This window comes from Prevotella sp. P2-180, from assembly GCF_002251435.1.
GTDB lineage: Bacteria > Bacteroidota > Bacteroidia > Bacteroidales > Bacteroidaceae > Prevotella.
Window position 1 is genome coordinate 103,767 of record NZ_NPJI01000013.1, and the last position, 19,366, is coordinate 123,132.

Annotated in this window: 15 protein-coding genes and 2 tRNA genes; 7 read left to right on the forward strand and 10 right to left on the reverse strand. The window is 45.1% G+C overall.

Translation table 11 applies throughout. The annotated features are described in order from the left end of the window. The first annotated feature begins 145 nt into the window (after nt 1–145). From CIK98_RS01590 to CIK98_RS01610, 5 genes are all read left to right on the forward strand, one after another. A complete protein-coding gene (locus tag CIK98_RS01590; RefSeq protein ID WP_094382537.1) occupies nt 146–2,803 on the forward strand; it encodes a hypothetical protein in 2,658 nt (885 codons plus the stop codon). Between the two features lie 33 nt (nt 2,804–2,836). After that, on the forward strand, nt 2,837–3,961 hold the full coding sequence (locus CIK98_RS01595; RefSeq protein WP_094382538.1) for an OmpA family protein: 1,125 nt from the start codon (nt 2,837–2,839) through the stop codon (nt 3,959–3,961). Nucleotides 3,962–4,040: 79 nt separating this feature from the next. Beyond that, nucleotides 4,041–5,237: a hypothetical protein gene (locus CIK98_RS01600; RefSeq protein WP_094382539.1), complete on the forward strand. Its 1,197-nt coding sequence runs from the start codon at nt 4,041–4,043 to the stop codon at nt 5,235–5,237. Between the two features lie 58 nt (nt 5,238–5,295). Next, complete coding sequence (locus CIK98_RS01605) at nt 5,296–5,694, forward strand: hypothetical protein (protein ID WP_141210359.1); 399 nt, start codon at nt 5,296–5,298, stop codon at nt 5,692–5,694. A 106-nt stretch (nt 5,695–5,800) separates the two neighbouring features. Then, the gene (locus tag CIK98_RS01610; RefSeq protein WP_141210360.1) at nt 5,801–6,829 is read left to right on the forward strand and encodes a hypothetical protein; all 1,029 of its coding nucleotides are present in this window, start codon (nt 5,801–5,803) and stop codon (nt 6,827–6,829) included. On the opposite strand, the gene CIK98_RS01615 is transcribed toward CIK98_RS01610, so the two are convergent. Further along, nucleotides 6,830–7,591: a YaaA family protein gene (locus tag CIK98_RS01615; RefSeq protein WP_094382542.1), complete on the reverse strand. Its 762-nt coding sequence runs from the start codon at nt 7,589–7,591 to the stop codon at nt 6,830–6,832. It abuts the gene before it with no gap. A gap of 90 nt (nt 7,592–7,681) precedes the next feature. Further along, nucleotides 7,682–8,842 (reverse strand): vWA domain-containing protein, encoded by a 1,161-nt coding sequence (locus CIK98_RS01620; RefSeq protein WP_141210361.1) that lies wholly within the window; start codon nt 8,840–8,842, stop codon nt 7,682–7,684. Between the two features lie 376 nt (nt 8,843–9,218). On the opposite strand from CIK98_RS01620, the gene CIK98_RS01625 reads away from it, so the two are divergent. Together CIK98_RS01625 and CIK98_RS01630 are read left to right on the forward strand one after the other, a co-directional pair. After that, complete coding sequence (locus tag CIK98_RS01625) at nt 9,219–11,285, forward strand: TonB-dependent siderophore receptor (protein ID WP_094382544.1); 2,067 nt, start codon at nt 9,219–9,221, stop codon at nt 11,283–11,285. 12 nt (nt 11,286–11,297) lie between these two features. After that, a complete protein-coding gene (locus CIK98_RS01630; RefSeq protein ID WP_094382545.1) occupies nt 11,298–12,104 on the forward strand; it encodes a DUF4249 family protein in 807 nt (268 codons plus the stop codon). 23 nt (nt 12,105–12,127) lie between these two features. Here the strand turns inward: CIK98_RS01630 and CIK98_RS01635 are convergent, their stop codons facing one another. From CIK98_RS01635 to CIK98_RS01670, 8 genes are all read right to left on the reverse strand, one after another. Then, entirely contained in the window at nt 12,128–13,672 is a 1,545-nt protein-coding gene (locus tag CIK98_RS01635; protein ID WP_094382546.1) for a YifB family Mg chelatase-like AAA ATPase, read from the reverse strand. A 29-nt stretch (nt 13,673–13,701) separates the two neighbouring features. Next, nucleotides 13,702–14,703: a DUF4369 domain-containing protein gene (locus tag CIK98_RS01640; RefSeq protein WP_094382547.1), complete on the reverse strand. Its 1,002-nt coding sequence runs from the start codon at nt 14,701–14,703 to the stop codon at nt 13,702–13,704. Between the two features lie 20 nt (nt 14,704–14,723). Further along, entirely contained in the window at nt 14,724–16,397 is a 1,674-nt protein-coding gene (locus CIK98_RS01645; RefSeq protein ID WP_094382548.1) for a tetratricopeptide repeat protein, read from the reverse strand. A 114-nt stretch (nt 16,398–16,511) separates the two neighbouring features. Continuing rightward, a tRNA-Leu gene (locus CIK98_RS01650) sits at nt 16,512–16,597 on the reverse strand. A gap of 59 nt (nt 16,598–16,656) precedes the next feature. Further along, nucleotides 16,657–16,729: transfer RNA gene (locus CIK98_RS01655), tRNA-Gly, on the reverse strand. An 82-nt stretch (nt 16,730–16,811) separates the two neighbouring features. After that, nucleotides 16,812–17,393 (reverse strand): hypothetical protein, encoded by a 582-nt coding sequence (locus tag CIK98_RS01660; protein ID WP_141210362.1) that lies wholly within the window; start codon nt 17,391–17,393, stop codon nt 16,812–16,814. A 59-nt stretch (nt 17,394–17,452) separates the two neighbouring features. Further along, a complete protein-coding gene (argH, locus tag CIK98_RS01665; RefSeq protein WP_094382550.1) occupies nt 17,453–18,787 on the reverse strand; it encodes an argininosuccinate lyase in 1,335 nt (444 codons plus the stop codon). Between the two features lie 78 nt (nt 18,788–18,865). Then, nucleotides 18,866–19,339 (reverse strand): SRPBCC family protein, encoded by a 474-nt coding sequence (locus CIK98_RS01670; RefSeq protein ID WP_094382551.1) that lies wholly within the window; start codon nt 19,337–19,339, stop codon nt 18,866–18,868. Nucleotides 19,340–19,366: the final 27 nt, after the last annotated feature.

A 19,366-nucleotide genomic window follows, 5' to 3' on the forward strand; every position in this document is an offset into this window, starting at 1 on the left:
TTGTTGGTAAAATAAAAAAGATTAATTTTGTAGCGGATTATTAGCTAGAGTCAACTTGTGCGTTATGAAAAATTCCTATGAGAATATATCTTTTCGTGCTCGTTTACGATGAAATAATTAAGTATAAACAATAATATTAGGTACAATGAAACAGAAATTTATCAATGGTTTCCTCGTGGTGACATTGTTCTTTGTCGCCATGGGTTCGTTTGTTTCCTGTAAGGATACAGACGAGGATGCAATTGCCGATCTCAGAGGTGAATTGCAGAATCAGAATGCTACTCTGAAGCAGCTCCTTGAGGCCCAGGTGAAGGGACTTCAGGACCAAATCAACAGCCTCGAGTCTGCTAAGCAGGCTTGCCAGACTGAGTGCAACGCCATCAAGGACCGCCTCACAGCTGTTGAGAACAAACTCAAGGGTCAGAACTATCTGACTAAGGAAGAGGCCGACAAGTACTATGTACAGATTGAGGCTTACACAACAAAGATCTCTGAGCTTGAGACAGCTATCACTACTCTTACGGGTACTGTGAACACTTTGAAGACTACCACAGAGAATGCCATCTCTAATCTTCAGGCTGAGGACATACGTCTTGCAGGTCTTATCAACGACCTTGATAACGTTGCAACACAAGCTGCAGCTGACGCATCTGTTGCACTTGCACTCGCACAGGCTAATAAGGTAGAAATTACCAATATTCAGAATACTATTACTGAATTTAATAATTTAATCGTTGCTTGGACTCCACAGCTCCAGCAGTTGATTGCTGATGCTGCTCAGGCTAAGGCTGACGCTGCAGCTGCACTGTTAAAGGCTAACACCCTTGAACAGCTCCTTAACCAGCATATCGCAAACTGCTCTGGCAGCACTGTGGATCTCACAGAGCTTAACAATAAGATTACTGCACTTCGCACTGATGTTTCAAGTCTTCAGAGTAAAGTAGCTGCACTTGAGGCTAAGTCTTCTCTCACCGAAGACCAAGTTAAGGCCTTGGCTCAGACTGTAGCAGATAACGCTATTGCTGCTCTCCGTGGTGGTTACACAGGTACACTGAAAGACCTCGAGGATGCTTACAAGGCTGCCGTTAAGACAGTTCAGGACGAGCTCGACGCTCTTGAGTTGGTGGTTGCTGACAATCAAGCAGCTATCGCATCTCTGAACAAGAGCCTCCAGGCACTCGTTACCGGTATCATCGTACAGGGTACTGTTAACCCAATGATCGGTTACATGAACCTCCCACTCGACATGCGCTCAACTATGCTCGCTGCTTATTGTGGTGAGGCTGGTAGTTATAAAGTTACTTTCCCAAGTAACGATCCCGCTAATTATATGAGCGCTGCTCAGGCTCTTACAAAGAAAGAAGCTGAGCTTGTGTTCGGTTCTGTTGCTAATGCCAATGCTAAGCGTCTCGAGATTGCACAGCCAAACGGTCGCATCTATGACTTCGAACCAGGCAACAAGGAGCAGGGTGCATACGCTGGTACTCTCTATGTTACCATCAATCCTAACACAGTAAACTTTGAGAATCAGGTTCTTACTCTTGAGAACAGCATTGCAGAGCAGTCTGCCATGTACCTCACTCCTCTGAAGCCATCTGACTACAAACTGACCTTCGGTTGGACACGTGCCGCTGACAATGGTTTCTATGAGGCAAAGGCTTACGTTAAGGAAGCTGATATCAATAAGGTGGCTGCTCGCATCGACCTTGGCGCTCTGAAGGATGTTGCAAAGGATGTACTTGACTACAAGAATGGTGTAGACCTCACTCAGATGGCTACAACTATCTACTCTACATTCTCTAACGTACTCGATGCAAATGCTGTAAAGGCTTCTTACGAGTCTTATGTTTACGATGCTGAAGGCAATGTTGAGAGCAAAAAGACGAACTCCATCTACTCTAATTACAACCTCGCCCTGACAACCATCAAACCTCTTTCTTATAAGTTTAGCACCGATGGTCTGCCACTTAGCATTCTCTCACGCCGTTTCGCAACTATCGGCGACCTGACAGTTGAATTCGATACCGACTGTAATGTAAACATTGACGTTTCTGGTGATACCAAGGTAACTGTTAAGGGTACTGTTCATATTCCAGCGCAGACAACAACCGATGGGTTAGGCAACACTATAACTATAGATGCTCAGGATGTTCCGTTCGAGTCAGAGGCTGATCTTAAGAACATTCTTCAGGACTATGCTGATGACATCGCAGGTTCTATGGAGGCTGAGGTTGAAAGACTGGTTAGCAAAATGCAGGATCAGGTTAACGGAAAGATTAACGACTATGTGTCTAAGGGCAACAACGTAATCAAGAAGGTCAACAAGGTGCTCGACCGCGTTGAGAACTTCGTTAAGAACATCGACTCTAAGCTCCAGCCTGTGATGATGTTTGTCGACGGAAGCTCTAACTATCATCGTCTCAACGACGCATATCTCGTACCTACCAAACTGAAACTTTCTGGTTCTGGTCAGAGCGTTGCTACTCTCGTTGCTACTTCATACACTGCTGAGCTCATCGCTCCTGCATGTAAGAAGATGGTTGTAGTGACTAACGTTCTGCGCTATGAAGGTGGTGTATTGAAGAGCGCCAGCGCTGGTGACGACAAGTGTAAGGAAGCATTGAACTATGCTAACTCTAATGGCGGTGAACTGATCGGTAACGTGGTTTCTGGTTCTGTTCGTGACTTCCCATTCGTTACCAAGGCTGACTATGCTGACTACATCTTCGAGGTTTCTTACTTCGCCCTCGACTTCTCTGGTATGCAGAGCCGTACAAAGTACTACATCCAGCCAGTACGCTAATAAGATTTTTTGAATTTGTAAACTACGAAAGTAATGAAAATCAAACAGACGATAATGGCTTGTCTCCTGTCTGCGGTATGCCTCTCGGCATCCGCACAGGAGCCTCAGGCTAAGACGGAATATGTCTTCAATCCTCACTGGTATGTGCAGGTGCAGCCTCTTGGCATTCAGCACACCCTCGGTGAGTTGGATTTTGGAAAACTGAATAGCTATAATGCTCAGATTGGTGTAGGTTATAACTTCAGCCCGGTACTTGGAGCTCGCCTGGCCGTCAACGCATGGCAGAGTAAAGCCGGCTCGGAGTTTGACACCAGAACTTTCGAATGGAAGTGGAAGTATGTGGCTCCTATGGTTGACGTTACTGTTAACCTGTCGAACCTCATTTGTGGTTACAATCCTACACGAGTGTTCAACCTTGGCATCTTTGCCGGAGTAGGCGCTAACATCGCCTTCTCTAACGACGAGGCTCAGGAAGCTAACGACGCTATTGCTAAATATCAGGAGTATACCGACGGCTATCAGCCACTTCGTTACCTTTGGCATGGCTCTAAGGCTCGCATCGCTGGTCAGGCTGGTGTCACAGCTGATTTCCGCGTGAGCGACGCTGTTAGTATTGGTGTTGAGTTCAATGCCAATACACTGAGCGACCACTTTAACTCCAAGAAAGCCGGTAACTCTGACTGGTATTTCAATGCCCTCGCAGGAGTGAAGGTAAACCTTGGCAAGACCTACACAACTCGTACAGTTGTTGCTGAGCAGGCACCTGTTGTTGAGCCACAGGTAGTTGAAAAGGTTGTAGAGAAAGTTGTAGAGAAGGAAGTTCCCGCAGTGGTTCAGCCAATTCGCCGTGATGTGTTCTTCACCATCCGCAGCACCTCTATAACCAATGCAGAGAAGCAAAAGGTTCGTGAGATTGCCGAATACATGAAGGCTAATCCTAACTCAAAGGTTGTTGTTACTGGTTATGCCGACAAGGGCACAGGTAACGCACGCATCAACCGCGAACTCTCTGAGCACCGCGCTAAGGTTGTAGCAGGAATGCTTGTTAAGGACTACAACATCTCAGCTTCACGTATTGATATCGATTTCAAGGGTGACACCGAACAGCCATACGCAGAGAATGATCTCAACCGTGTGACTATCTGTATCGCTCAGTAATCTAATTTAAAAGATATTTTAGCTGCACTGCTTTACCTGTAATAAGATAAGGTGGTGCAGTTTTAATTTGAAAAATACAATGAATTCATATTTAAAAAAGTTTCTTTCCTTTGCTTTTGCCGTTGCATTCTCTTGTAATGCCTTGGCTCAAACTGTTTCTACAGGCTATTATCGTGTAGAAAGTGTTCTTCTAAATCAATGTTTGTATTTCAAGAGTAAAGTAGCTCAGGATGTTGATTATACTAAGGCTGGTGTAGATTTGCCAAATATTCGTGGTAGTTTGGACAAAAATGCTGTTTATAGTATGCCTGAAACCGTTCTTTATCTTGAAACATTGAAAACTGAGACTGACGGTGCAATTCGTGTTGACTTAGCTTCTCAGGGTGTAACAGCAAGCTCCATAGCAGGAAATGCTGTGCTAAGAATTAAAAATGAACCTTCTAAGAATGCTTATTATGCTTTTGCTGAAGCAAAAAGAGTCATAAAATATCTTGTTGCTAGTCCAAGTTTAGATGAGGATACTTGGGAGGATACTGATTGTAAAGTATTAACCGGTAATAAATCATCTGATAATAGTGTTTTCTGGAAACTTAAGAAGTTGGATGAGTCATCAGAATATTTCGGAATCTCACCACGAGTGGAGTATAATGGAGCATATTATGACCCATTCTATGTCTTTTTCCCATATAGCTTCTCTTCATCAGGTATGAAGGCTTACTGCATTACCAGTACGCCAAAGACTGCTGATGGTAAGGCTTTCGCTGTATATCAGGAAGTAACGGATGCTGTGCCTGTAGGAACACCTTTAATTGTGAAATGTTCATCAAAAGACCCGAAGAATAACAAACTGAAGATAAATGGCGTTACTCCTCAGTCTCTTCCTTTTACTAATTGTATGCGCGGTGCCTATCGCTCATGCCCCGAGCTAGCTTTAAGAGATGTAGTCGACTATGACTCCAAGACAATGCGCATTCTTGGTAAGACTTCTGAGGGCAAGTTGGGCTTTGTTACTGCTACCTATTCATATTTCCCAAAGAACACCGCTTATTTGGTAGTTCCTTCAGCTTATCCAAAGGAGTTGACGCTCGTTAGCAAAGAAGAGTATGACAAGATCATTGCCGGCATTGATGACGTTACCGTGGATGACCAGCAGAATGTGCCTGCACGTGCGAAGGGCGTATATAATCTTTCTGGCGTGAAGGTTTGTGAAACTTCTGAGTTTAATTCTCTGCCTTCTGGCGTTTACATTGTAGATGGTAAACAGAAGATTAAATAATAACATTATATGGTCGCATTCTGTACAAGGAATGCGGCCATATATTTAGTCTACTATTATGAAACAATTACTATTATTCTTTTTTTCGTTCGTGTTGATGTCGTCTTGTGGAAGTGACGATAACGACCTACGACCTGCGGATATTATTGTAGGCAACTGGACTATCGAGAAATACAAATTGGAACCGGAGGACGATGAATTGGAAATTACTCTTAGCAATATGGTTTGTGACGCTGCAAGTCATTTTACAGTGTATACCCGTTATGATGATGTAGCTTACGAAGGAACCTATGAGATAGGCGATGACTACATTCGTTTGGAGTATGTCGACGAAGATGGAAAGGCTCAAAAGATATTGGCTCAAATATTGGATTATTCAGAAAATACGTTGGTTATAACCTATAAATATGAAGACTCCAAACAAGATATAAAACTTACCATCTGGCTCAAAAAGTAATTTTCTCCTTTCTTTCTTGCATATTTAAAATTAATTGATTACTTTTGTAGCGTTTTATAAAACTATTAGTAATAATTATAATCAGATAATAATATATCTCTCAGTTATGATAAAGACTGTACGAACACTTTGTGTTGCTGCACTACTTCTTATTGTCAATACCTCTTCCGCACAAGTTGACAGCGTAGCAAAGGTAAAAAGTTTCGGTCATCTTGACCTAAGTCTCACTGCCGGTACCACGGGTCTCGGGCTTGAATTGTCTATGCCTCTCTCTAACGTGTTCTCGGTTAGAACGGGTTATGAGTTTATGCCCAAATTTAATTATAATATGGACTTCTTGATACAGGTGGGTGATACACCGGAAAGCAAGTACGACGAGAACGGAAACAGGGTAGAGACAAAGTTTGACCGCCTTGCCGCTAAACTTACTGAGTTTACGGGTCAGGAAGTGGACGACAACGTGAGAATGATAGGTGAACCAACGTTTCATAACTGGCATCTGCTTGTTGACGTAAAGCCTTTCCGCAATAAGCATTGGCATTTCACCACAGGCTTTTTCCTTGGTCCGTCAAACATAGCCAAGGCGTATAACGCAACGGAAGAAATGCAGTCGTTGCTTGCCATGAATATGTATAATAATATTCATTATAAATTAGTGAATGATGAACCTATATTCGGAGATACCTATCTAAGCCCGTATAGTTATCCAGGTTCTGCAATCCTTGAATACGGTCGCATGGGCATCTATGTAGGCGACTTGAAGAATGAGTTTAAGACAGACGATGAGGGTAATATCCTAAAGGACGATAACGGAAATCCGATACATAAACCGTATTATATGGAACCTGATGGCGATGGTATGGTAAAGGCCACAATGAAGGTGAACAGTTTTAAGCCTTATCTCGGCTTTGGATATGGTGGCAGACTGTCGAAGAAGAGCGATGAGTACTACGTGTCGTTCGACTGTGGTGTGATGTTTTGGGGTGGCAAACCAAAGGTTTATACCCATGACGGCACTGAGATAATAAGCGACGTTATCAACCATATTGGCTCAGTGAAGGACTATGTTGACATCATAGACAAGTTCTCCGTATTCCCTGTACTCAATATTAAGCTCACTAAACGCTTATTCTGATTATTGCAACTCCCTGACAAAATGCGGCCATGCAGGCTCGCCAAGTTGTGGAGCGAATTTAAATCCTTCGTATGAAAAGTCGCAAAGTCCGTTGGGCGAGACGAGTCGGTTGGTGAGGATGAATCTCAACATGGCGCCACGGCATGATTTAGCCCATACTGCCTGCATCTTGAGGCTTCCGTTCTTCTGGCGCACGTAAAACAGTGGATGCACTACAGTGACTTCGTTGCAGACACGCTTCCAGTCGAAGAGATGCTCGTACTCCTCTGTGGAGAGATGAAGAAGTATGCCGTCGTCTCTCTTTACGCTTTCTATGAGGACATCGGTGAGTGTGTCGCGCCAAAACTTGTTTACAGGCGTGTTTTCTGCAGAAGGCAGATGTACGCAATGTTCCATACGATAAGGTACCACGCCGTCCATCGGACGGAGCAATCCATACAGGAAACAGGTTATCCACAGGTGGTCTTGTGCGAAATGCAAGGCATTGTCGTCGAGAGTAGATGCCTTGAGATGTTTGTATGCCTGTCCGTTATATGCCATTATTGCCGGTATTTTTTCAGCCGTGAAGAAATCCTGGTATCGCTGCCAGTTTTCGGCTGCCAAAGTTCGGCTACAGTCGAGTTCATTTTCAAGTTTATCTATGTCCATACCAGCCATGTCCAAAGCAATCCGGTTGGCAATGCTTTGAAATCGTGGCTCTGTCCAAGGCAGTCTTTCCGTCCTTCCGTTCATTATCTTAGCGTTAGCAAGAAGTATCTGCATAGTACTTTTTTGTGGGTTGTATTTTTTAAGGTAAAATAAAGCCCAGAGATTAAAATCCTCTGGGCTTATGTCTAAACGTGAATGTCTATATTAAAGTTTAAATGTAACCACGTATTCCTTTTCAGCTCTTACAGTTCCGTTTGGTGAAAGGATTGTGATCTTAATCTTGTGTGGCTGACCATCGAAAAGACTCTCCACGTTGGTGAATTTGATAATATAAGAATTCTGCAATGCACCTGTTATAGGAAGTGTAGAGAGAGACACACCACTGAAAGAAGAGTTTGTCTTAATTTCTGTACCACCAGTGTATGCTGAAAGATTCCATGGATACTCCTCCCAAAGAGGTCTTTCTGTCCAGTTTACATAAGTGCTACTGTATATCGTGTGAATTGTTCCTTTGGTTGTTGGCCAGTTGTTAGGATCTTTTACCCATTGCGTACTCATTGGTTCGTGGCCCTGTGGATAGTTAGGCTCGTCGGTGAAGTTTACATATACGCGGTTGGTATTCTTTCTGAAGTTGAACAAGTCGTCGGCGTAACGGAGTGAGGAAACACCACATTCATCCGCAGACCAAGTTCCTGTACTGTATCTGGCATATTCTTTGGCGAGCACGTCTTTATCTGGTCCTTCAAATCCCATTGTACGATCTATGCCATATTTACCTGAACGATTCAGGAATGCGTCAATTTCATTAATACCACACATGTTGATAGCTCCATTAACTTCTCCGCCATAGTCATAGCCTACACAGCCAAAGCGCATGTCCAAAGTCTTTGACAGCATCTTCGACCAGTCAAGAATTTCTTTTGCAACAGCGTCAGCTTCTTCACCCATACTTCCTGAGTTGTCAACAAGGAACACGAGGTCTACTGCTGAAACTTGTTCCTCAGAGTCGATGGTGTTTTCGATGGTGAAGCCCTTTGGCAGGTCGTCGATGGAAATCCAGATGTTCTGCTCGGAAGTGTTTGTGCCATAAAGACGCAACCATTCTGTAGGATTTTCTGGAGACTGAATACCGGTGAGGTCGAAACGAATCACCTTGTTGCCGTTTGATGCAGTCTCTACTACATAGTTGATGTTGGCTACGTTGGTATTTGGAGCATCAGGCAACGTAGGATTGGGATCTGCCTCAGTATCGGCAGGTATGCCAGGTACTGTGATAACTCCAGTAGAACCATTGTCTTCTACTGTACATGAAGCTAAGCTGAAAAGACCAGCTGCAATCATTAGGCTAAATAATTGTTTTTTCATAAATACTATATTTTTTCCTGTCCCAATAATTATTTTCCTAATCCTTAAGTCGCTGGGACTTTAACAACCATCGGATTTTCTATTTCCTATTTAGATGTTGGTAGAGGTACATTAAATAACAATATTATATCATGTAACCAAACATTTCTTACGACTGCAAAGTTAATGTATTTTTTGAAGAACAATAAAAATTTTGCGTTGTTTTTATTATAAATTAACAAAAAATATCTATATGGGTATTTATCACAGTGAAACTATACCGATTTTGGGTTCGTTATGAGTTATTTATTAGGAAAATGATGGATTTATTTGCGTATTTCAGCAGAAAAGTGTATTTTTGCAAAGAAATAGTGATTTAGGAAAGTTACGATAACTAATGTATACATTTTTATTAATATTGTCAACGGCTTACAGTGGAGAAAATGTAGCTGACACAGTTGTCATGCGCAACGATACCATACGGGAAGTGGTGGTGACCGCACAGTCGCCACGACAGCGTGTGGAAGCGGTGCAGGTGGGGGCTGAACAATTGCAACTGAAGGAGCTGACCACTACACCGGCTATGTTTGGCGAGAACGACATCATGAGGTCTATACAACTGCTGGCAGGAGTCAAAAGCGAAAGCGAGGCGTCGAGCAGTTTCCAGGTGCGTGGTGGGACATCAGCACAAAATGCTGTGCTATACGACGATGCTCCAGTGTATAACGTAGGGCATCTGGCAGGTCTGTTCTCGGCTTTTAACGATGCATCGCTTGCTGCTGCCACTCTGTACAAAGGTATGATTCCCGCCACTTTTGGAGGAGCCTCGTCGGCAGTGCTTGACATCACGGCTAAAACGGGAAGGCGAGACGCTTGGCATGGAGGCGGAACTATAGGACTACTCTCGGCAAAGGCTGACATTGAAGGGCCGATAGCTGGAGGAAAGGGCTCGCTGTTTCTGGCTGCACGAAGGTCGTATATTGACTTATTTATGAAACTTATTCCAGATTTCAAAGACAATACACTGAACTTTTACGATGTCAACGCCAAGCTCGACTATTCGCTCTCAAAGCGCGACAGACTAAGTCTCTCTTTCTTTACAGGAAGAGATAATATGGCGCTTGATGATATGGTGGGCATGAAGTGGAAAAACATAACATCCACATTGCGCTGGCATCATCGTATTAGCGACATCGTCCACTGGCAGACATCGCTCTTCTATTCTGGATATGATACCGACAATGGCATTGATCTTCTGGACATGACGCACTCTTTTGGTGGACACATTCGCCAAATGGCTCTTAGGCAGAATTTTCATTTCCAGTGGGGCAATAACATATTCGAGGCTGGATTCCAGTCGGCGCTACTTGACGTGAAGTCGGCTGAGTGGCAGATGATGAACGACCATGAGAAGGAGAAACGACGCGGTTGGGACAACAACGTATGGGTGAACGCCACTCTAGACCTTTCACGAAAGTTGAAAGTTTCAATCGGCACACGTTTTGATATCTATTCCGCATTGGGTGGCTCTATGTATTATGACATTGACGAGCAGGGAGAGATAATACGCCTGTTCAACAAAAAGAGTGGAGAGATAATGAAGACTTACCTGAATGTAGAACCTCGACTGAGTGCATCATACTTGATAAGTCCATCGCTGAGTTTTAAGGCTGGTTATTCACGCACTTCACAAGTCATACACGCACTTCGCAACCAAAGCCTCTCTACACCATTCGACCGCTATGCCCTTTCAAGCAACATATTAAAACCAGAGGTGGCAGACCAACTGAGCGCCGGTCTGTTTGCAGTGACCGCTAACGAGATGTACGACGTATCGCTGGAGGGCTATTGGCGAATAATAGACAATGTGGCAGACTACCGCGACGGCAAGAGTTTCAACTCTGAGATAGAAATCGAGAGGCTTATACTGAGCGGTAAGGGCAAGGGATATGGCGTTGAGGCTTCTATAAGAAAAAACAAGGGAAGACTCACAGGCTGGTTGGCTTACACGCTTTCGTGGGCGAAGACAAAGATTGAAGGCATAAACCAAGGCAGATGGTATGATGCGGGTAACGACCGCCGTCATGACATAAACATTGTCGGCATTTACGATACAGGAAAACGCTGGAAACTGTCTGCTGCCTGGACATACTATTCCGGTCAGGCCTTCACCGCTCCTTATGCCAAATACGAGATTATTGACAACTGGATATATTATTATGCCGAGCGAAACAGCTATCGTGCTCCTGCTTATCACAGACTTGACCTAAGCGCCACATGGAGCAAACGCACTCCTAAGACTGGTACTCTGCGACAGTGGACATTCAGCATATATAATGCCTATAACCACTATAACCCCTTCCTCATCAGTTTTGAGGATAGCAGCGACGGAGCACGTACGAAGGCAAAGCAATATAGCCTGTTTGGCATACTTCCTTCTGTGGCTTATTCCATTCATTTTTAGATCATATTATATATGAAAACAAATATATTCAATATTGTAAACCTCCTTTTGGTGCTAACGACGACCGTCTCATGTGAAAAAGAGCTTGAGATGGATTATAAAACCGTTGACCAACTCTATGTGGTTGAAGCTGAACTGAGCAACCAGCGAACGAGGGTTGCAGTAAGTAAAACCCGGCAAATTGAAAATGATGGTAATAAATATGGCGTTGACGGAGCGGTGATAAGAATTATGGGTGATGATGGCTCTGAACAGACATTGACAACAAGCACCAGTGGCATATACACTTCAAATACAAAAGGTGTGCCTGGGGTGATATATAGAATTGAGGTTGAGGTGGATGGCAAACGATTCGCTTCCAGTTCCACCATGCAGAAGACACCAGTGGTTAATTCAGCACGCTTTATATGGAAGAAAGTTCTGAATACAAAAGTGCTGTTTGCCGACCTTCGCATTCAAGACTTTCCCGACGAGACCAATTATTATTTCATGCATATCTATCGCAATGGACTCGGCTATCGTTGGGCGGTGATGAAAGACGTCGGCAATCCCGGAGAAGAGGTACAACAGCTTTTCTCTTGCATGATGGAAGACACCGATGATGACGACGACAGGTTGTTGGATGGAGACGTAATGCGATTTGAGGTGCGTGCCATAGACAAGTTGTCTTACGACTATCTCTTCTCCATGCAACAGACAAGTTCTGTATCCACCAATCCAATAGCCAATTTCTCTGGTGGTTGTCTCGGCTATTTCTCTGCTTATGGCAAGACAAACTATAGCATAACATTTAGAAGTGATGAAGTGGAGGAGGAGTGAGGTCCTTTGGTTCTGACCGATGGCTATAAACCCCTTTCTGCCCAGTCGCCACGGTCAAGGTTTCTGTAGCCCACCGCTTCGGCAATATGAGGCAGTTGTACCTCTGGTGATGCTGCAAGGTCGGCTATGGTGCGCGCCACTTTCAGTATGCGCCCATAGGCACGGGCAGAGAGTTTTAGTCGTTCCATGGCCATGCGTAGCATTTCGAGCGATTTTGCATCAGGCTGGGCGAAGTCGTGGAGCATGCGCTCGGTCATTTGTGCGTTGCAGTGTATGCCCTTGAATGCCCGATATCGTTCCTCCTGAATCTTTCTTGCGGCAATAACTCTTTCACGTATTGCGGAGCTGGGCTCTCCAGGCTCCATCTTTGCCAGGTCGTTGAATGCCACAGGTTGTATTTCGCATTGGATATCGATGCGGTCGAGCAAGGGCCCGCTTATCTTACTCATATAGCGTTGTATTTGTCCTGGCGAGCATACGCAGGTGTGTGTCGGGTCGCCGTAATATCCACATGGACAAGGGTTCATAGAGGCTACAAACATGAAAGAACATGGGTATTCTATGGTGTATTTGGCGCGGCTAATGGTAATCTTTCGGTCCTCAAGTGGCTGGCGCATCACTTCAAGCACGCTACGATTGAACTCTGGCAGTTCGTCGCAGAAGAGTACGCCATTGTGGGCGAGTGATATTTCACCAGGTTGTGGGTTGGATCCTCCTCCCACGAGAGCTACCTGAGATATGGTATGATGAGGCGAGCGGAACGGACGTTGTGAAATAAGTGAAGTCTCGCGGTTTAGTTTTCCTGCCACGCTGTGTATCTGTGTAGTCTCAAGACTTTCCGAGAGCGAGAGAGGGGGCAGTATGGAAGGCAACCGCTTTGCCAGCATTGATTTTCCGCTTCCCGGAGGGCCAATCATAATCATGTTGTGACCTCCAGCCGCAGCCACTTCCATGGCCCTTTTAACGTTTTGTTGGCCTTTGACGTCAGCAAAGTCAAACTCATAGTCGCTTTGCTGTTCGAAAAATAATTTGCGTGTGTCTATTATTTCCGGTTCTGCATGGTCGCCGTTGAGGAATCTTATCACTTCAGAGATGTTCTCCATGCCGTAGACATTGATATTATTAACTACGGCAGCCTCCCTGATGTTGGCTTTAGGCACAATGAGTCCCTTGTATTTCTCAGCTCTTGCCATTATGGCAATAGGCAGTGCGCCCTTGATGGGCTGCAACCTCCCGTCTAGTCCGAGTTCACCTATTATTATATAGTCGCCAAGTCGTTCGCTGTCTACCTTTTGTTCGCATGCTAGTATGGCGATGGCAATGGGCAGGTCGTAGCCGCTGCCTTCCTTGCGAATGTCAGCTGGAGCCATGTTGATGGTTATTTCCGCTACGGGGAAGCGGTATCCGTTGTTTTCCAGTGCAGCAGCAATACGGTCGCGGCTTTCCCTTACCGCATTGTCGGGAAGTCCCGTGAGGTGGAACATCACACCGCGGCTTTTGTTTACTTCTACAGTGATGATGGTGGCGTCGAGTCCATTGACGGCTGCACAGTAGGTTTTGACAAGCATTTGGCGAATACTGTTTTTTTGTTTGGTGATTACTTAAGTGTCTCTTTTATCTTTTCTTCGAGTTTGTCGGCTTTCAGGTCTCGGGCAATGATTTTCCTCGACTCGTCGCAAACGATGTTTCCCGGTATGGTGGCAATGCCAACAGCCTTTAGGATTGGTGATTTCCACATATTGCCGTTGCAGACATTGCTCCAGTCTATGGAATCGTTTTCCGCACGTCGTCTACATTCTTTTATGCTTGCGTCGAGGCAGATGCTTACAATGCAAATCTTGTTGCCATACTCCTTCCTCTTCCTTTTCAGCATTCGCTGTATCGACTGGCTATCGTAGTTCCACGACGCCCAGGTGTTGATGATGTTGATTTTGCCTTTAAGGTCTTTCTCGCTCACTTTTTTCCCGTTGATGTCCACTGCGGAGAACTTAGGAAGCTTGTCGCCAATTTGTATATTTTGTTGTGATGCGATGTTTTTTGCGAGAAGAGATGCCTGTAGGTTTTCCTTGTCGGCTGTCTCTATGGCTTTTGCCAACAGAGAAGCTTTCTTGTAGTCAGGCTGTTGACAGTCGATGAAATATTTTCGGAGTAGGTATGCACTTATAGGCGAAGCCGGTTTCTCCTTAATATATTTTTCAGCTTCTTTCTTTACTTCAGGCGGAGTGAGTCTGTTTGCCATCTCTCGCCATTTTGTCATATCATCGTTGTTGTTGGTGCCGCTCACCTCAATTTCCTTCAAGTGTGACGCGTCGCCTTCGATGGTAGCAGTGGCTCCCGACTCTCCAAAGACCGGTAGTTCGGAAAAGTTAGGGAATATGATGACGAAAGTGGCAGGGTCTTCAATTCTTGTGTCATATTCGAATCGTCCCTGGTTAACCCTTATGGTGTCTAAGGCAGGTATACCTCCGTCGATGCTATATACGAAGAACTCACCCTGATTGAAGTTCCTCAGGCGGCCCTTAATGCGGAAATGTCCGCTTTCGGCACCGCAAGAAACAAGAATCAGGGTGAGCAGTGTATAACCAATGAATTTCTTCATTACGGTTTCAGATCTTTCTATTATTTGCTAACATTCTTAAGCTCGATGTCGTTCTCGGCATACTTAGCGAAAGAAGAGTCTTTGCTGATGGCAGCCTTAAGTGCTGTAGCAGCATCGGCGTTCTTGCCAAGGCGTGCATTGAGTATAGCCTTCAGATAGTCGGTAGTTGCGTCTGCATTCTTAATATTGCTAAGAGTATTGGCAGCTGCGTTGTAGTTCTTGTTGAGAATCTGTGTCAGGGCAGCGCTATTGCTGTTGATGCCAGCGAAGTCCTGCTCAGCCTGTGCATAGTTACCCTTCATGAGGTTGAGGTTACCAACGATTTCGTTGATGCCTACAGCTGTGCCAGCCTTTGCTATATAATTCTCAGCTTCCTTCACGTTGCCGGCTGCGAGTGCGAGCAGGCCGAGGTTTGCGTTGCTCTCTGCGTTGTTGCCGTCAATCTTCTGTGCCTTCTCAGCGTAGCTCTGTGCTGCGTTGAGGTCGCCCTTTGCGAAAGCGATGGTAGCAAGGTTGTTCCATGCGCGTGCATCGTTGTAGAGTTCAGCAGCCTTCTTGTAGTATGGCTCCTTCTCAGAGCACTTGCTGGCGAGAGTAGCTCCATAGAGAAGTTCCTCTACGTTAAGCTGTGAAGCGTCGCTCTTGAACTGGTCTACAATCTGCTCGTCGCTGCGTCCGATAACCTCATAGTTCAGTGTAAGGCGTGCGCGGCGGAGTTCAGGCAGGATGCCGTCTGCCAGCTCACGGAATACAGAGCTCATGTTCTTAATCTGCTGCTCACGCTCCTCTGGATCCTTATACATAGAAAGAACGCGGATGATGACGTCCTTGTCCTGAATGTCAGAAACCTTCACGAGTTCCTGGAAACCTTCCCAGTCCTGAGCGGTATACTTAGCGTCTACCGGAGCCTTTACCTTCGTGTTTTTAAGAGTCTTCTGAACATATTTCTCAGTGTTGTTCTGACGCTGGGCTGCGAGCTTGTCGTTAAGCTTGAGACCTCCATCAGGAGAAGCATATGCAGAAACCTCAACGTTCTTCAGGTTCAGACCTTCTTTGTCAGCGTTGATTTTCTTCAGCATTTCAACAAATTCCTTTACAGAGTTGTTCTTCAGCTCGCTCTTGCGAAGATTAGCCTGCTGAATGAGGAACTTGATGTTAGCTTCCTGCTTGTGCTCGATGATGCGCTGGTAAGCATCCTGTGATACGCTTGCCTGTGCCTGGCGTACAGTGCGTCCGCTGAGTTCAGATGTAGCTATGACACCGTTTGCCACTTTTACGGCAGGTACGTCAACCTTCTTGCTTCCGATGTAAGCGTCGAAAGTGAGGTAGAGTTCGCTCTTCTGCATCTCAGGAACATACTTGAAGTTGGTCTTCATAGTGTAGTTGCCGCCTACCTTGTAAGAGATTGTCTGGTCATTACCAGCAACCTTCTCGCCCTGGAAAGTGGCACCTGTGCCCTGTACAGCCTCTCCGTTGCCATAACGCAGCTCGGGAATAACGGTTACAGTAGCCTTCTTCTTCATGTACTTTTCTGGGAACATACCATTGATGGTAGTTGGAATCTGTCCTGCTGTTGTCTCCAGTGGGTTTGGATCAACAGTAAAATTGTCAGCTGAGAGAGGTCCCAGCTTTGAGCAAGACGACAGAATCATCATTGAAGCTGCCGATAAAAGCAATAAATTTTTCTTCTGCATATTTGTTATAAGTTAATTAAACATTTGCAATGTTGATTTTCGTTGCAAAGGTAATCATTTCTTTTATAACAAAGGAAAAGGAAGCGTGCTTTTTATGTTATATTAACTGATATGTGCCGCGAGCGGGACTCGAACCCGCACAGCCATTACTGGCCAAGGGATTTTAAGTCCCTCGTGTCTACCAATTCCACCATTGCGGCATCATACTGCCTTAGGGATTTTGACCAATGTATATTAAAAGTTCCCTAAGGCATGAGAGAGCGGAAAACGGGGCTCAAACCCGCGACCCCCAGCTTGGAAGGCTAGTGCTCTATCAACTGAGCTATTTCCGCAAATCGTGTGCAAAGGTATTATTATTTCTTTGAATATCCAAAACAAATAGAGGTTCTGTTTGCGCTTTTTAAATAATTTAACTTAATTGTGTATTTGAATTACCGTTCCGTTAGTCTGTATGCGATATTCTTTCAGTCGTTTGCCGTCGTCGGAAATGCCTGACGAGAGGTTGTAGACCCGATGGCAATCATTACATTCTACCGACTGGCTATTGCTTGTCCACGTGAGTGGATGGCTTAGTGAAGATGTGTTGTCGAGGCAGTAAGGACATTGGCGGTCGTAGGCTCGCCATTCGCCGAATGGTGTGCAGCCTACTATGAGTTGGCCGTTGGCACCCATGTCGTAGTAGTACACTCTGTTGTTTTCTATCTCTGTGGTCAGTGCAATGTCTTCGTTGCTGTCGCCATTGGATGGATAGACCATAAGGTGGTTCACTCCTTGCCGTTTCTGCACTTCTATCCATACATATAGTCCAGGGTTGTCGAGCACTCGTGTAAGTATGCTTGTGGGATGGTAGTTTGTGTAGAACCTAAAGTTGCATGGATAGTCTGTAGAATAGCGATATCCGTCGGAGGTGCAGGAAAGGGTGAGAACGAGGAGTGAGGAGAGAATCTTCTGAAGACCTGTCCATCTTATATCTATGAAATGAATAATCCCTTTCATATTTACATTTTTGTCGTTGTGAATATCCCCTTCAATCATCTCTCTCTCCTCTCTCCTCTTTAATTTTCAACCAACTTCTTTTCCGCCTCAATCATTCGGTTGAAGTTGAATCCCTCGATGGTGTCATTCATCAGCTTTACGATTTCATCGTTCATCAGGTTGCCGATGCTTCCTTCGTGAGTGTGGTGAATGTTTTTGTTTGGAGTGAACTTGCCTGCCTCGATGTCGAGTCCCACTTTTTTGTAGGCGTCGCGGAATGGCATGCCGGCTGCTGCCAGTCTGTTTACTTCCTCCACCGAGAATATTGGGTCGTACATCGGGTTGTCGAGTATATGTTCGTTTACCTCAATCTTGTTGATTATGTAGGCCGCCATCTGTAGACAGTCTTTTAGTTCGTCGAATGCAGGTAAGAACACCTCCTTGATGATTTGAAGATCGCGGAAATAGCCCACCGGTAGGTTGTTCATAATGAGCGTTATCTGCTGGGGCAGGCTTTGGAGCTTGTTTGATTTGGCGCGTATTAATTCAAACACGTCAGGATTCTTCTTGTGTGGCATGATCGACGAGCCAGTTGTACACTCTTTAGGGAGTTTCACAAACGAGAAGTTCTGACTGTTGAACATGCATGCGTCGAAGGCCATTTTTGCCAGTGTGCCAGCAATGGTTGCGATGGCAAAGCCTACGTTGCGTTCCATCTTGCCACGTCCCATTTGTGCATATACCACATTATAGTCCATGGAGTCAAAGCCCAAAAGTTCGGTAGTCATCGTGCGGTTGAGCGGGAACGACGAACCGTAACCAGCAGCAGAACCAAGAGGGTTGCGGTTGGTCATGCGGTAGGCTGCTTGAAGGAAGAGCATATCGTCGGCAAGGCTTTCGGCATAAGCTCCAAACCAGAGTCCGAACGAGCTTGGCATAGCCACTTGGAGGTGGGTATATCCAGGCATTAACACATCTTTGTACTGGTTGCTTTTCTGAATAAGTTCGTCGAACAGAATCTTCACTTCGTCGGCAATGTCTTTCAGTTGATGTCGGGTGAAGAGCTTTAGGTCAACCAGTACTTGGTCGTTGCGTGATCGTCCGCTATGAATTTTCTTTCCGAGGTCGCCCAGCTTCTCTGTCAGTAGCATCTCAACTTGTGAGTGAACATCTTCCACTCCGTCTTCAATGGTGAATTCTCCCTTCTCAGCCAGATGGTAGATGTTTTTCAGTTCAGCCAACAGAGGTTTCAGCTCTTCTTTCTCCAGTAGTCCGATGCTTTCGAGCATGGTGATGTGAGCCATAGAGCCGAGCACATCATATTTTGCGAGATAGAGGTCCATCTCACGGTCGCGTCCTACTGTAAATCGTTCAATCTCCTTGTTTATCTCAAAATTTTTTTCCCAGAGTTTCATTCTTTACCCAATATAATTATTAATTTAAGTTTAGCATGTGCTCAACTTCTTTAACTTCCCTTTCTTACGAAAGTTGAGTTATATAAAATTATAAGGCAGCATGCACAACATGTCGGCAAACTGGTCTATACCTTTTTCGAGTTTTGAGCCAAGAATCATCTTCATCATCGGGTTTAGGTCAGCTTTGAGTGTAACACGCATTTTTGATGTAGTGTCGGTCACAGGCAGCACCTGAATCCATAGATTTGCGTCGATAGGCGACTTCTCGGTCTCAAACTTTACACATTTGTTCTCTTCCCGTTCAATAATTGCCACAGCCACTTCGCCCACCATTGGCGCGGGGAAAGAGACGCGGTCGGAAGTCAAGTTCATGTCTTTCAGCTTCTCGAGTTGTGCAGGGTCTTGTCCAGCCTCGCGCAGCTTTTCCTTTATCATCTCGTTGTTCTGCGCCATCTCTATTACCGGGCGCAGTCTTTCCAGGTCGCTTATTACTGAGTAAACGCGTTCTACTGGTGCGTTCACCTGTTTTACACTGCTTTCGTATTTTGCCATAAATATTATTTTTTAGTTGATCAGTTG